A 15,425-nucleotide genomic window follows, 5' to 3' on the forward strand; every position below is an offset into this window, starting at 1 on the left:
ATGTATGGACAACAGCATAAGCCAAAAAAACATGTGCCCCTGAGTTTTACGCAAAGTGATATTTATTTAGATCAGCAGCAATATGTTAACCATCCTCTTTATAATGTAGGCGGTTATATTAAGCTCAGTACCGTTGATGAAAAGTGCTTAAAGGTTGCGCATGAGCGCTTAGTCAATAATCACGAAATATTTGGCCTGCGTATTTGTAACAGTGAGGCAGGATTATCACAGTATTTTTGTGATAATCGACCATCTAGATTTGAGGTGCTGGACTTTTCTCAACATCAGGAACCACTAAATAGTGCGAAGCGTTGGCTAGAAACTCGATTTTCACTGGCATTCGAATTGAATGAACAGCCGCTCTATAATGCGTACTTAGTTAAAATTAATGAAAACCTCAATTGGTATGTTGCTATTGCACATCATGTCATGATGGATGGCTGGGGGTTTGCAAATTGGGCTAATTTATTGAGCCATTACTATCGTGATGATACTGCTTCATTGCAAGTCGATAGTGGCGAGTGGACTGAGGTTGTTGACAAAGATAGGCGTTATGTAGAGAGCCATAAGTATGATGCCGACAAAGAATTCTGGTTACGACAAGGTATAAAATCGTTGCCTCGTTTATTTAGTCGTACCCATATGGCTATTTGGGGGGAGCAGCAACTGGTTCCGAGCAAACGGACTCAAGTTACGATCAGTGAAGAATTACGGCTGGTATTAACAGCTCGAGCAAAAGCGTGGGACATAAGCATAGCTCAATTAGTATTGGCTGGGGTCAGTATTTATTTTTCGAGAGTTTATCAGCAAAGTGAGCTCAATGTTGGGTTGTCATTTCATAGTCGAAATGGTGCGAAACAAAAGCGTATGTTGGGAGCATTTACAAGTATTAGTCCAGCAACATTGGGTTGTTCAAGTCAGCAAGCGTTACTTGATTTTGTTATATACATAGCAAATGTGCAGAAGAAATGCTTTCGTCATCAACGTTTTCCTTTTGGCCATTTAATCAAAGCACTTGGGGTTTCAGGCAAAGATAACCAGTTGTTTGATATTGCGTTCAATTATTTAAAACTAGATAGTCAGCTTAACTTTGAAGATGGAAAAGAAACGCTAGAGTATGTATCTCATCAGCATGAAGTCACCCCAGTCACAATTACGTACTGGGAGTACGGGGATAAACAATTACCGACATTGATGCTTGATCATAACCTTGCTTATTTTAATGAGAGTGAGGCTGATTTACTGTTGCAACGACTTCTGGTTGTGCTAAAAGACGTCGCGTTGCGTGACGACATGACGATGATTTCTGAACTAGAAATTCTGTGTTCACAAGACTACTCCAAGATAGCAACGTCTACACAAGCATTGGATGAAGCTAACATTAATTCAGATGTATTGCTTCATCATCAGATTTCTCACTATGCGACAGATTATCCTGAGCACACCGCTGTCATTGCTGGAGAGCGCGAGATTAGTTATGCAGAATTAGAATACAATGCAGATGTCATGGCGCAATGCCTGTTAGCAAGGGGAGTATGCAAACAAGATAGAGTGCTGGTGTATCAGCAGCGTGATATTGCGCTAATTGTCGCGATATTGGCGATTGCCAAAGTTGGCGGAGTGTACATCCCTTGTGATATGGCTGTGCCATTGCCGAGATTGCAAGCAATGGCGGAAGATGCGCGTCCCAAAGTCTGTCTTACCGACACGAATGGCGCATTAAATATAGAAAATGGAGATGGTCTCATTTGTGAGATCATTAACTGTGAACAATTGGATCTTAAGCAATATAATTATAGAGGTGTCAAGGTTGGGGTGTCACCAGATGACTTGATTTACCTCATGTACACCTCAGGATCTACGGGAAAGCCCAAAGGAGTTATGATTGAGCACCGGCAGTTATCTTCATTTATTTTACCTTTGCAACAAAAGTATCAGCTTGATGTAGGTAAGCGGTTCTTGCAATTTGCGTCAGTCAGTTTTGATACAGCCATTGAGGAAATATTTGCAGCACTTGTTCATGGCGTAACGCTGGTTTTGCGAAGTGAAGCTTGGCTAGGGAGTGCACAAATATTTTGGCACTATTGCGACCAATATCAAATAAATTTGCTAAGTCTGCCGACGGCATTTTGGCACCGGTTAGTTGTTGAACATCAATGTAGAGTACCTCATTGTATTGAGTTGATAATTCTCGGCGGTGAAGCCCTGGCGACTGATAAAGTGGCTACGTGGTTTGGAGCTGAGCACCGCAATCCACCACTGATAAACTCTTATGGCCCAACAGAAACAACCGTGTCCGCGAGTTGCTTTTACATTGACGACACAGTAGATATACGAGCTGGGATTCCTATCGGCATTGCCGATCCTAATACGCAACTTTATATTCTCAATGACGCTAAACAGCCTGTCCCTTTTGGTGTGCCTGGTGAGATTTATATTGGTGGTAGTAAGGTTGCAAGAGGGTATTGGCAGCGTCCAGATCTTACGGAACAAGCTTTTTTTAGAGACCCTTGGAGTAAACACCCTGATGCTCGTATGTATAAAACGGGAGATATCGGCCGATTTAGAAGCGATGGTAATATCGAGTTTTTGGGCCGAAATAATAGCCAAGTAAAGATACGGGGACACCGAATTGAGCTTGGGGAAATTGAGCACCATATTTGTCAAGTACATGGGGTGGACTCTGCGATTGTTGTACATATAAAGTCACCAGCAGGAGAGTCATACCTACACGCATATATTAAACCCTTGGGAGACTTGGCAGAAAATTTGATACATCAAGTCAAACAAGGGTTAGTTAAGCAGTTACCAAGTTATATGCAACCTGCTGCCTTTAAACTTGTTGTTCAGTGGCCCTTATCAGCTAATGGAAAGGTTGACCGCAAAGCACTGCCTGATATAGAGGTTGATGACAGAGATAAAAATAATACGAAAATGGATGCGAATGAGCTTTTTTTAGCTGAACTTTGGGCGAAGTTACTAGAGCTTCCTGTGTCAGGAATGACACCGAGTAGTGATTTCTTTGCTCTTGGTGGCCACTCGTTACTAGCAATTAACATGCTGTCTGAAATTAAGCGTACTCATCAGATCGACATCAGTTTATCAACGTTATTTTCTGCATCCACTTTAGCGATGTTAGCTGAGCAAATAAGGACTGGCACAGCCTTAGCAACAAATTCAATCATACAAGCAATACCACAGGCCGATTCGTACCCCATGTCACTAGCCCAACTTAGACTTTGGACATTAGATCAGTTACAAGGGGATAGTCGAGCGTATAATATGCTTGCGGCATTTGAATTTTCAGGTTCACTCAACATTACTTGCTTCAATCAAGCGCTTGCGTACATGGTCAAGCGCCATGAAATACTGCGTACTAATATAGTGAAGATAGCACAATCACCAGTACAAGTTTGCCAAGCTCAGCCAAACAGTGATAGTCGCGTGTTAGATTATACCCATTTGAGTATGAATGATTACCGAGTAAAGCAGCAAACGTATATTCAACATCAACAAGATCATAGCTTTAACTTGGAAAAGGATATGCTCCTCATAGCGAGTGTATTAGTACGGCGTAGCCTGTCAGCAGAAATAGCACAAGAGGGAACCTTGGTGATTAAGCTTCACCATATTATTGCTGATGGTTGGTCGGTAGAGGTATTTTGTCGAGAGCTGTCATTGGCTTATCATGCATTCTTGTCATCAAAGGAGCCACCGTTAGCGCCGTTACTTATACAGTATCGGGACTATGCATATTGGCAAGAACAACAAGAAATTAATGGTGAGTTAACTGCACAATATCAGTATTGGCAGCAGCAATTGGCAGACGTGACAAACGTCGAGCACTTAACTGTGTCAAAACGCGAAGCACGACGCGGGCAACAGGGAATATATAGCAGTGTTTTGCCAGACACATTGCAAAAGCCATTAATTAAGAGTTTAAATGATAGCCAGTTAACACCGTTTATGTTTGTTCATGGGGCATTGGCGTTATTACTTTCACGGCACGGAAATTGTAAAGATGTTTTTGTTGGTACTGCTGTTGCAAACCGGCTTGTTGAACAGACGCAATCGTTGATCGGGTTCTTCGTAAACATATTGGTACTTAGAACGACAGTCGCTAATCAACCCGTTATTGACTACTTAGAACATATTAAGTTGGTGAACCAACAGGCTCAGGTAAACCAAGAAGCTGCTTACGAGCAGTTAGTTGAGCGATTAGGGGGAGATAGCGAAAGAAACTTGTTTCAGGTTATGCTCACGCAAATACAAGGATTCGGTCAAGGGAAAGGGCCTGAACACTTCGCGCTTGATGGTGTGACATTGTCATTGCAGCAGCCATATTCAAGTCAAGCCAAATACGACTTACAATTAGAGTTCCATTATATGGATGGGGCATTGTCTCTTACTTGGCTATACGACGAGCATTGTTTTGATGACACATATATTAAGACTTTAGATCAGCATTTTTGGCATATACTAACGGGCGTCATAAATCGAGTTGATAGTGATGAAACAATCAATCACTTGCCAATGCTGAGCCAATCAGATCAAGACTATTTAGTTCACACGTTAAATAAACGCACCATCGAATATCCCAAAACGCTCAATGTGAATCAACGCTTTGAGAGTATCGTAGAACAGTTTTCTGAAAATGTAGCACTTGTTTCAGATAACAAAAGCTATCGTTTTGATGATCTTAATAGACGGGCCAACCGTCTCGCTCATTTTTTGCTAGAGCATCATCACATCACCCCTGGAATGTGCATTGGCCTTTGTACTTCACGGAGTCTAGAGATGGTGGTTGCGATGTTAGCGATCCTCAAAGTAGGAGGAGCTTATGTGCCACTTGATGGAAATCAGCCACAGCAGCGTCTTGCCAACATAGTGGCAGATGCGGACCTTAAATTAATTGTAACTGACCAAGTAGATGAGCCACGCTTTACTATGTCACAAGGCTGTGAACTAGTCTTGAATAAGCAATTCTTTCATCAGTTATGTGAGCTGCAATATTCAGATGAGAACTTGTCTTTACCCGGTTCATCAGATCAATTGGCTTATGTAATTTACACTTCAGGGTCGACTGGAAAGCCTAAAGGTGTATTGACACCGCACTTAGGAATAATCCGCTTAGTATGTGATGTCGATTATGTAGAGTTAAATTCGCAAACTAGGACTTTGCACTGCGCAAGTGTTGCATTTGATGCTGCAACGTTTGAAATTTGGGGCCCATTATTAAATGGTGGTTCATGTGTGATGTACACAAGGCCTTTGGTGACTTTAGAATCTATAAATGAATTACTCGTGCAATGGCAAGTTAATACATTATGGTTAACCGCCGGGTTGTTTGCTCAGTGGACACGTCAGCTTCCGCAGAAGCACGCACTTAAACAGGTACTTGCGGGTGGCGATGTATTGGATATTGCTGCGGTTAATCAATTTAAGACCACTTTTCCTAACGTACAGCTCTTAAATGGCTATGGACCAACAGAGAATACGACATTCACGACATGTCATTTAATCACAGAGGCAACATTGGATGCGATTCCAATTGGTCGAGCGTTGGCTGGTGATCATGTTTATATTTTGCAAGGGGAACAACTTGCACCATTCGGTGCTGTTGGCGAATTGTGCGTAGGTGGCGATGGGCTTGCAAAGGGGTACTTAAATGAGCCACAGCTCACGCGTGAACGTTTTGTTGTGAATCCACTTTACCAAAAAGGCAGTTCAACCCCGAAAGTGATTTACCGTACCGGTGACTTAGTACGTTATCAAGCATCTGGCGTCATGGTATTTGTCGGGCGTGCTGATCAGCAGGTTAAGATCCGTGGTTTTAGGATTGAACTGGATGAAATCAGAAATTATGTAAATCAACATGAGGCTATTGCAAGTAGTTTAGTGGTGATACAGGCAAAAGGTGAAGACAAACGTATTGTTGCTTATGTCCAGTTTAAAGGCGTTGTAAAGCACGACAGCTTGGACGAAGTAAAGCGCTTTTTGGCACAACAGCTGCCTAGTTATATGTTACCTCAAATTTGGATAACATTAGAAAGTTGGCCACTTACTCACAATGGTAAAATAGACCACACACAGCTTCCTAGTCCTAATCATGAGCAGAAAAGCACATTACTACCACCAGTAACAACGACAGAAGCAGATATTGCAAAATTATGGGCTGAAACCCTCGATATTGATGTACATGAAATCGGGTGTGACAGCAACTTTTTTGGTCTTGGTGGGCATTCGCTTTCTTTGATAAAAATGGCATCAGTGCTTACTGAGTATTTTAAAGTCGCTATTCCTGCTGCTGAGGTATATCAACAGGCTACTTTGAAGTTATTAGCACAGCTGGTGGATGAACAAATAGCCAATCAGAGTAAAGTGCCGGTTATAGAACATTTAAACAGAGTAGGACCCAGCGTATTATCGTACGCACAGCAGCGGTTGTGGTTTATTGAGCAAATGCAGCCAGGGAGTGAGCACTATGTAATGAGTTCGGCATTGCAGCTTAAAGGGAAGATTGACGCGGCGTACATTGAAAAAGCGTTGCAGGCTATCATTGCACGCCATGACATACTTCGCAGTCGTTTTATTACCTGCGATGGAGCGCCACGACAAGAAGTACTGGAGAGTTCAGTATTTACGTTACGTCAGCATGATTTAACGCACAAGGATGCAAAAACACAAGAAGCACACCTGACTATATTACGAGAGAGTGAAGCTGTTCGGGGGTTTGACTTACAAGCAGGAGGGCTGATCAGAGCAAGCCTCGTTCAATGTGAAGCAGAGGCGGCGGTCTTGCTCATTAGCATGCATCATATTATTGCAGATGGTTGGTCGGTCGAGGTATTGCATCAAGAATTTACTGAATACTATCAAGCACTGCGCAGTGTAACAAAAGCCACATTAGCACCTTTATCAATTCAATATGCTGATTATGCGCAGTGGCAACAGCAATACCAAGACAAACAGGCTTTGCAAGCGAGTTTGGATTACTGGTTGGCACAACTAGAAAATTTGCCGCAACGGCATGATTTGCCTTGTGATGCACCGCGAACGGTTGAACAATCGCTACTTTGTCAGCAACATACGATCGACATCAGTGCCTACCAAGCCCAAAAACTCACTGATTTTGCTCAACAGCAGAATATGACTTTATTCATGTTACTCCATGGTGCGCTCGGCATTTTACTGAGTCGTCATAGTAATAATAATGATATTGTTATTGGTAGCCCTGTGGCTAACCGCCTATCTCCCCAGTTAGCTCCTCTTATTGGTTGCTTTATTAATAACCTCGTGCTGCGACTCAATTGTGAGGGCACGCAGTCTATTGCAGAGTACTTTAACCAAGTTAAACGGGTTAACCAGGGCGCCCAGGCACATCAGGCAACCCCATTTGAATGGTTAGTTGAGCAACTGCAAAGTGAGCGCAATCAAGCGCATGCACCGTTATTTCAAATTATGCTAAACCTACACAGTCAGCGAAAAACATCTTTAGATCTGGCGAACGTGGAGGTGAGTGAATGTGAACCCGATACGCTATACAGTGAATATGATCTGACTTTTAATGTGTTCTGGGAAGAGCAAGGGCTAGTTGTTAATTTAATTTATAACACGGCACGCTTTAGTGTGGAGCGTATCGCGACATTAGCTAGGCACTTTACTCATATACTTGATAAGTTAGTGGCCATGCCAGCCCAGATGAAACTTGGTCAGTTGGCATTATTGAATACAACGGAGCAAGCGCATGTTATCGCGCAAGGGCAAGGACCTAAACAAGAAATCCCTGCACAGTCTGTATTGGCGTTGTTGCGTGATACAGGGGCGCAATACTCAGCTGTAACCGCAGTACGTTGCCTTGAGCAGACAATAGATTATCAAGCATTGTACAGACAGGCTCAACAAATTGCTTATGGATTACAGCAAGCGGGAGTTGAAGCGGGTGATCTTGTTGGAGTTTGCCTATTACGTTCGACGGCGTTGTTGCCAGCTCTATTAGGTGTATGGCAAGTCGGTGCCGCTTATGTACCGCTTGATCCAGATTACCCAAGGGCCCGTTTAGCGCATATGATACATGATAGTGGGCTTTCATTGGTTCTCAGTGAGCCGGCATTGTATGAACGTTTACCAGCGGAAGCATCATTATATGATATTGCGCAATGTCAGCAGTACCCACAAGCGTTAGTGCAGTCATGCGTTGATGTGAGCGCTGCAACGGCATGTGCTTATGTGATTTATACCTCAGGGTCCACAGGTTTGCCTAAAGGTGTTGCTGTAAGTCATCATAATGTAGTGAACTTCTTAACAGCGATGGCAGCACAGTTACGCTGTGGAAGTGAGACGCAATTGTTGGCGGTGACGCCCATCAGTTTCGATATTCATGTATTGGAGTTGTATCTTCCTTTGTTAGTCGGTGGGACGGTTCACTTAGCCGATAATGCGATGCGTCAGGATGCGGTAGCGTTAGTGGCACGCTTAAATCAAGGCGATATTACCATGATGCAAGCAACGCCAGCAGGATGGAAAATGTTGCTTTCAGAGGGGCGTTGGCAAGCTGCGTCACAGTTGCACATATTGTGTGGGGGGGAAGCGCTTGATAGCAGTTTGAGTATGGCGTTACAGGGACAAGGTCACACGGTGTGGAATTTATATGGTCCCACAGAGACGACCGTATGGTCTGCAGCACAGTGTGTATCAGGCGAGGTTGTGAATATTGGACAACCGATAGCGAATACACAGTTTTATATCCTTAATGACAGTTATCAACTCCAGCCGAAAGGCAGTATCGGTGAATTATACATTGGTGGCGATGGGGTCAGTTGCGGTTATCTAGGTCAAGATGTGCTGACAGCAGAGCGTTTTATTGATGGGATTTCGTTAGGGAATAATGAGGGACCATTATATCGCACAGGCGATTTAGCGCGTCAGGCAGATAATGGAGCGTTTGATATTGTCGGTCGCGTAGATCAGCAAGTTAAGGTGCGTGGTCATCGTATTGAGTTGAGTGAGATTGAGCAGCAACTGTTGTCATTGGTAGCAATTGAAGAAGCAGTGGTTCAAGTTATAGGAGAGAATGAACAAAGCCGTTTAGTGGCTTATGTGGTGACGACTCAATCACCTTCATACTGTTATAGCTATGTGCAAGAAGAATTAGGGACACACTTACCAAGTTATATGATCCCTCAGCAAGTGGTGGTGTTGCCACAGCTACCCTTGACTCCTAATGGCAAGGTTGATCGTAAATCACTGCCGACACCAAATAGCCAGAAGCGCATACGAGTCGCGCCGAAAACAGTCAATGAGTGTAAGTTGGTACAGATATGTGCACAATTATTATCATTGTCAGAGGATGAAATTAGCTTAGATCAGCATTTCTTTGAATTGGGTGGGCATTCGTTGTTGAGTGTGAAGCTACAAGCAGAGATCAGAACGGAGTTTGGGGTTGAGCTGGCACTCAGTGATATTTTTAGTCAGCATAATTTACACAGTTTAGTGGTAGACATAGAGTCACAAGAACAAACGGAACAAGTGGTGATCAGCCCCAGAGAGGGCAACGAACCCAGCGTATTATCGTACGCACAGCAGCGGTTGTGGTTTATTGAGCAAATGCAGCCAGGGAGTGAGCACTATGTAATGAGTTCGGCATTGCAGCTTAAAGGGAAGATTGACGCGGCGTACATTGAAAAAGCGTTGCAGGCTATCATTGCACGCCATGACATACTTCGCAGTCGTTTTATTACCTGCGATGGAGCGCCACGACAAGAAGTACTGGAGAGTTCAGTATTTACGTTACGTCAGCATGATTTAACGCACAAGGATGCAAAAACACAAGAAGCACACCTGACTATATTACGAGAGAGTGAAGCTGTTCGGGGGTTTGACTTACAAGCAGGAGGGCTGATCAGAGCAAGCCTCGTTCAATGTGAAGCAGAGGCGGCGGTCTTGCTCATTAGCATGCATCATATTATTGCAGATGGTTGGTCGGTCGAGGTATTGCATCAAGAATTTACTGAATACTATCAAGCACTGCGCAGTGTAACAAAAGCCACATTAGCACCTTTATCAATTCAATATGCTGATTATGCGCAGTGGCAACAGCAATACCAAGACAAACAGGCTTTGCAAGCGAGTTTGGATTACTGGTTGGCACAACTAGAAAATTTGCCGCAACGGCATGATTTGCCTTGTGATGCACCGCGAACGGTTGAACAATCGCTACTTTGTCAGCAACATACGATCGACATCAGTGCCTACCAAGCCCAAAAACTCACTGATTTTGCTCAACAGCAGAATATGACTTTATTCATGTTACTCCATGGTGCGCTCGGCATTTTACTGAGTCGTCATAGTAATAATAATGATATTGTTATTGGTAGCCCTGTGGCTAACCGCCTATCTCCCCAGTTAGCTCCTCTTATTGGTTGCTTTATTAATAACCTCGTGCTGCGACTCAATTGTGAGGGCACGCAGTCTATTGCAGAGTACTTTAACCAAGTTAAACGGGTTAACCAGGGCGCCCAGGCACATCAGGCAACCCCATTTGAATGGTTAGTTGAGCAACTGCAAAGTGAGCGCAATCAAGCGCATGCACCGTTATTTCAAATTATGCTAAACCTACACAGTCAGCGAAAAACATCTTTAGATCTGGCGAACGTGGAGGTGAGTGAATGTGAACCCGATACGCTATACAGTGAATATGATCTGACTTTTAATGTGTTCTGGGAAGAGCAAGGGCTAGTTGTTAATTTAATTTATAACACGGCACGCTTTAGTGTGGAGCGTATCGCGACATTAGCTAGGCACTTTACTCATATACTTGATAAGTTAGTGGCCATGCCAGCCCAGATGAAACTTGGTCAGTTGGCATTATTGAATACAACGGAGCAAGCGCATGTTATCGCGCAAGGGCAAGGACCTAAACAAGAAATCCCTGCACAGTCTGTATTGGCGTTGTTGCGTGATACAGGGGCGCAATACTCAGCTGTAACCGCAGTACGTTGCCTTGAGCAGACAATAGATTATCAAGCATTGTACAGACAGGCTCAACAAATTGCTTATGGATTACAGCAAGCGGGAGTTGAAGCGGGTGATCTTGTTGGAGTTTGCCTATTACGTTCGACGGCGTTGTTGCCAGCTCTATTAGGTGTATGGCAAGTCGGTGCCGCTTATGTACCGCTTGATCCAGATTACCCAAGGGCCCGTTTAGCGCATATGATACATGATAGTGGGCTTTCATTGGTTCTCAGTGAGCCGGCATTGTATGAACGTTTACCAGCGGAAGCATCATTATATGATATTGCGCAATGTCAGCAGTACCCACAAGCGTTAGTGCAGTCATGCGTTGATGTGAGCGCTGCAACGGCATGTGCTTATGTGATTTATACCTCAGGGTCCACAGGTTTGCCTAAAGGTGTTGCTGTAAGTCATCATAATGTAGTGAACTTCTTAACAGCGATGGCAGCACAGTTACGCTGTGGAAGTGAGACGCAATTGTTGGCGGTGACGCCCATCAGTTTCGATATTCATGTATTGGAGTTGTATCTTCCTTTGTTAGTCGGTGGGACGGTTCACTTAGCCGATAATGCGATGCGTCAGGATGCGGTAGCGTTAGTGGCACGCTTAAATCAAGGCGATATTACCATGATGCAAGCAACGCCAGCAGGATGGAAAATGTTGCTTTCAGAGGGGCGTTGGCAAGCTGCGTCACAGTTGCACATATTGTGTGGGGGGGAAGCGCTTGATAGCAGTTTGAGTATGGCGTTACAGGGACAAGGTCACACGGTGTGGAATTTATATGGTCCCACAGAGACGACCGTATGGTCTGCAGCACAGTGTGTATCAGGCGAGGTTGTGAATATTGGACAACCGATAGCGAATACACAGTTTTATATCCTTAATGACAGTTATCAACTCCAGCCGAAAGGCAGTATCGGTGAATTATACATTGGTGGCGATGGGGTCAGTTGCGGTTATCTAGGTCAAGATGTGCTGACAGCAGAGCGTTTTATTGATGGGATTTCGTTAGGGAATAATGAGGGACCATTATATCGCACAGGCGATTTAGCGCGTCAGGCAGATAATGGAGCGTTTGATATTGTCGGTCGCGTAGATCAGCAAGTTAAGGTGCGTGGTCATCGTATTGAGTTGAGTGAGATTGAGCAGCAACTGTTGTCATTGGTAGCAATTGAAGAAGCAGTGGTTCAAGTTATAGGAGAGAATGAACAAAGCCGTTTAGTGGCTTATGTGGTGACGACTCAATCACCTTCATACTGTTATAGCTATGTGCAAGAAGAATTAGGGACACACTTACCAAGTTATATGATCCCTCAGCAAGTGGTGGTGTTGCCACAGCTACCCTTGACTCCTAATGGCAAGGTTGATCGTAAATCACTGCCGACACCAAATAGCCAGAAGCGCATACGAGTCGCGCCGAAAACAGTCAATGAGTGTAAGTTGGTACAGATATGTGCACAATTATTATCATTGTCAGAGGATGAAATTAGCTTAGATCAGCATTTCTTTGAATTGGGTGGGCATTCGTTGTTGAGTGTGAAGCTACAAGCAGAGATCAGAACGGAGTTTGGGGTTGAGCTGGCACTCAGTGATATTTTTAGTCAGCATAATTTACACAGTTTAGTGGTAGACATAGAGTCACAAGAACAAACGGAACAAGTGGTGATCAGCCCCAGAGAGGGCAACGAACCCAGCGTATTATCGTACGCACAGCAGCGGTTGTGGTTTATTGAGCAAATGCAGCCAGGGAGTGAGCACTATGTAATGAGTTCGGCATTGCAGCTTAAAGGGAAGATTGACGCGGCGTACATTGAAAAAGCGTTGCAGGCTATCATTGCACGCCATGACATACTTCGCAGTCGTTTTATTACCTGCGATGGAGCGCCACGACAAGAAGTACTGGAGAGTTCAGTATTTACGTTACGTCAGCATGATTTAACGCACAAGGATGCAAAAACACAAGAAGCACACCTGACTATATTACGAGAGAGTGAAGCTGTTCGGGGGTTTGACTTACAAGCAGGAGGGCTGATCAGAGCAAGCCTCGTTCAATGTGAAGCAGAGGCGGCGGTCTTGCTCATTAGCATGCATCATATTATTGCAGATGGTTGGTCGGTCGAGGTATTGCATCAAGAATTTACTGAATACTATCAAGCACTGCGCAGTGTAACAAAAGCCACATTAGCACCTTTATCAATTCAATATGCTGATTATGCGCAGTGGCAACAGCAATACCAAGACAAACAGGCTTTGCAAGCGAGTTTGGATTACTGGTTGGCACAACTAGAAAATTTGCCGCAACGGCATGATTTGCCTTGTGATGCACCGCGAACGGTTGAACAATCGCTACTTTGTCAGCAACATACGATCGACATCAGTGCCTACCAAGCCCAAAAACTCACTGATTTTGCTCAACAGCAGAATATGACTTTATTCATGTTACTCCATGGTGCGCTCGGCATTTTACTGAGTCGTCATAGTAATAATAATGATATTGTTATTGGTAGCCCTGTGGCTAACCGCCTATCTCCCCAGTTAGCTCCTCTTATTGGTTGCTTTATTAATAACCTCGTGCTGCGACTCAATTGTGAGGGCACGCAGTCTATTGCAGAGTACTTTAACCAAGTTAAACGGGTTAACCAGGGCGCCCAGGCACATCAGGCAACCCCATTTGAATGGTTAGTTGAGCAACTGCAAAGTGAGCGCAATCAAGCGCATGCACCGTTATTTCAAATTATGCTAAACCTACACAGTCAGCGAAAAACATCTTTAGATCTGGCGAACGTGGAGGTGAGTGAATGTGAACCCGATACGCTATACAGTGAATATGATCTGACTTTTAATGTGTTCTGGGAAGAGCAAGGGCTAGTTGTTAATTTAATTTATAACACGGCACGCTTTAGTGTGGAGCGTATCGCGACATTAGCTAGGCACTTTACTCATATACTTGATAAGTTAGTGGCCATGCCAGCCCAGATGAAACTTGGTCAGTTGGCATTATTGAATACAACGGAGCAAGCGCATGTTATCGCGCAAGGGCAAGGACCTAAACAAGAAATCCCTGCACAGTCTGTATTGGCGTTGTTGCGTGATACAGGGGCGCAATACTCAGCTGTAACCGCAGTACGTTGCCTTGAGCAGACAATAGATTATCAAGCATTGTACAGACAGGCTCAACAAATTGCTTATGGATTACAGCAAGCGGGAGTTGAAGCGGGTGATCTTGTTGGAGTTTGCCTATTACGTTCGACGGCGTTGTTGCCAGCTCTATTAGGTGTATGGCAAGTCGGTGCCGCTTATGTACCGCTTGATCCAGATTACCCAAGGGCCCGTTTAGCGCATATGATACATGATAGTGGGCTTTCATTGGTTCTCAGTGAGCCGGCATTGTATGAACGTTTACCAGCGGAAGCATCATTATATGATATTGCGCAATGTCAGCAGTACCCACAAGCGTTAGTGCAGTCATGCGTTGATGTGAGCGCTGCAACGGCATGTGCTTATGTGATTTATACCTCAGGGTCCACAGGTTTGCCTAAAGGTGTTGCTGTAAGTCATCATAATGTAGTGAACTTCTTAACAGCGATGGCAGCACAGTTACGCTGTGGAAGTGAGACGCAATTGTTGGCGGTGACGCCCATCAGTTTCGATATTCATGTATTGGAGTTGTATCTTCCTTTGTTAGTCGGTGGGACGGTTCACTTAGCCGATAATGCGATGCGTCAGGATGCGGTAGCGTTAGTGGCACGCTTAAATCAAGGCGATATTACCATGATGCAAGCAACGCCAGCAGGATGGAAAATGTTGCTTTCAGAGGGGCGTTGGCAAGCTGCGTCACAGTTGCACATATTGTGTGGGGGGGAAGCGCTTGATAGCAGTTTGAGTATGGCGTTACAGGGACAAGGTCACACGGTGTGGAATTTATATGGTCCCACAGAGACGACCGTATGGTCTGCAGCACAGTGTGTATCAGGCGAGGTTGTGAATATTGGACAACCGATAGCGAATACACAGTTTTATATCCTTAATGACAGTTATCAACTCCAGCCGAAAGGCAGTATCGGTGAATTATACATTGGTGGCGATGGGGTCAGTTGCGGTTATCTAGGTCAAGATGTGCTGACAGCAGAGCGTTTTATTGATGGGATTTCGTTAGGGAATAATGAGGGACCATTATATCGCACAGGCGATTTAGCGCGTCAGGCAGATAATGGAGCGTTTGATATTGTCGGTCGCGTAGATCAGCAAGTTAAGGTGCGTGGTCATCGTATTGAGTTGAGTGAGATTGAGCAGCAACTGTTGTCATTGGTAGCAATTGAAGAAGCAGTGGTTCAAGTTATAGGAGAGAATGAACAAAGCCGTTTAGTGGCTTATGTGGTGACGACTCAATCACCTTCATACTGTTATAGCTA

Annotated in this window: 1 protein-coding gene (running past one end of the window); it reads left to right on the forward strand. The window is 44.3% G+C overall.

The genetic code is table 11. From position 1 onward, the window contains the following. On the forward strand, positions 1-15,425 hold the 5' portion of the coding sequence (locus tag J8L97_RS12050; protein ID WP_211049996.1) for a non-ribosomal peptide synthase/polyketide synthase. It continues 3,622 nt past the right edge of the window; the window shows 15,425 of its 19,047 coding nt (coding positions 1-15,425); the start codon lies at positions 1-3; the stop codon falls past the right edge of the window.

The sequence above is a fragment of the Pseudoalteromonas sp. MMG012 genome (genome assembly GCF_018100875.1).
Lineage (GTDB): Bacteria > Pseudomonadota > Gammaproteobacteria > Enterobacterales > Alteromonadaceae > Pseudoalteromonas > Pseudoalteromonas aurantia.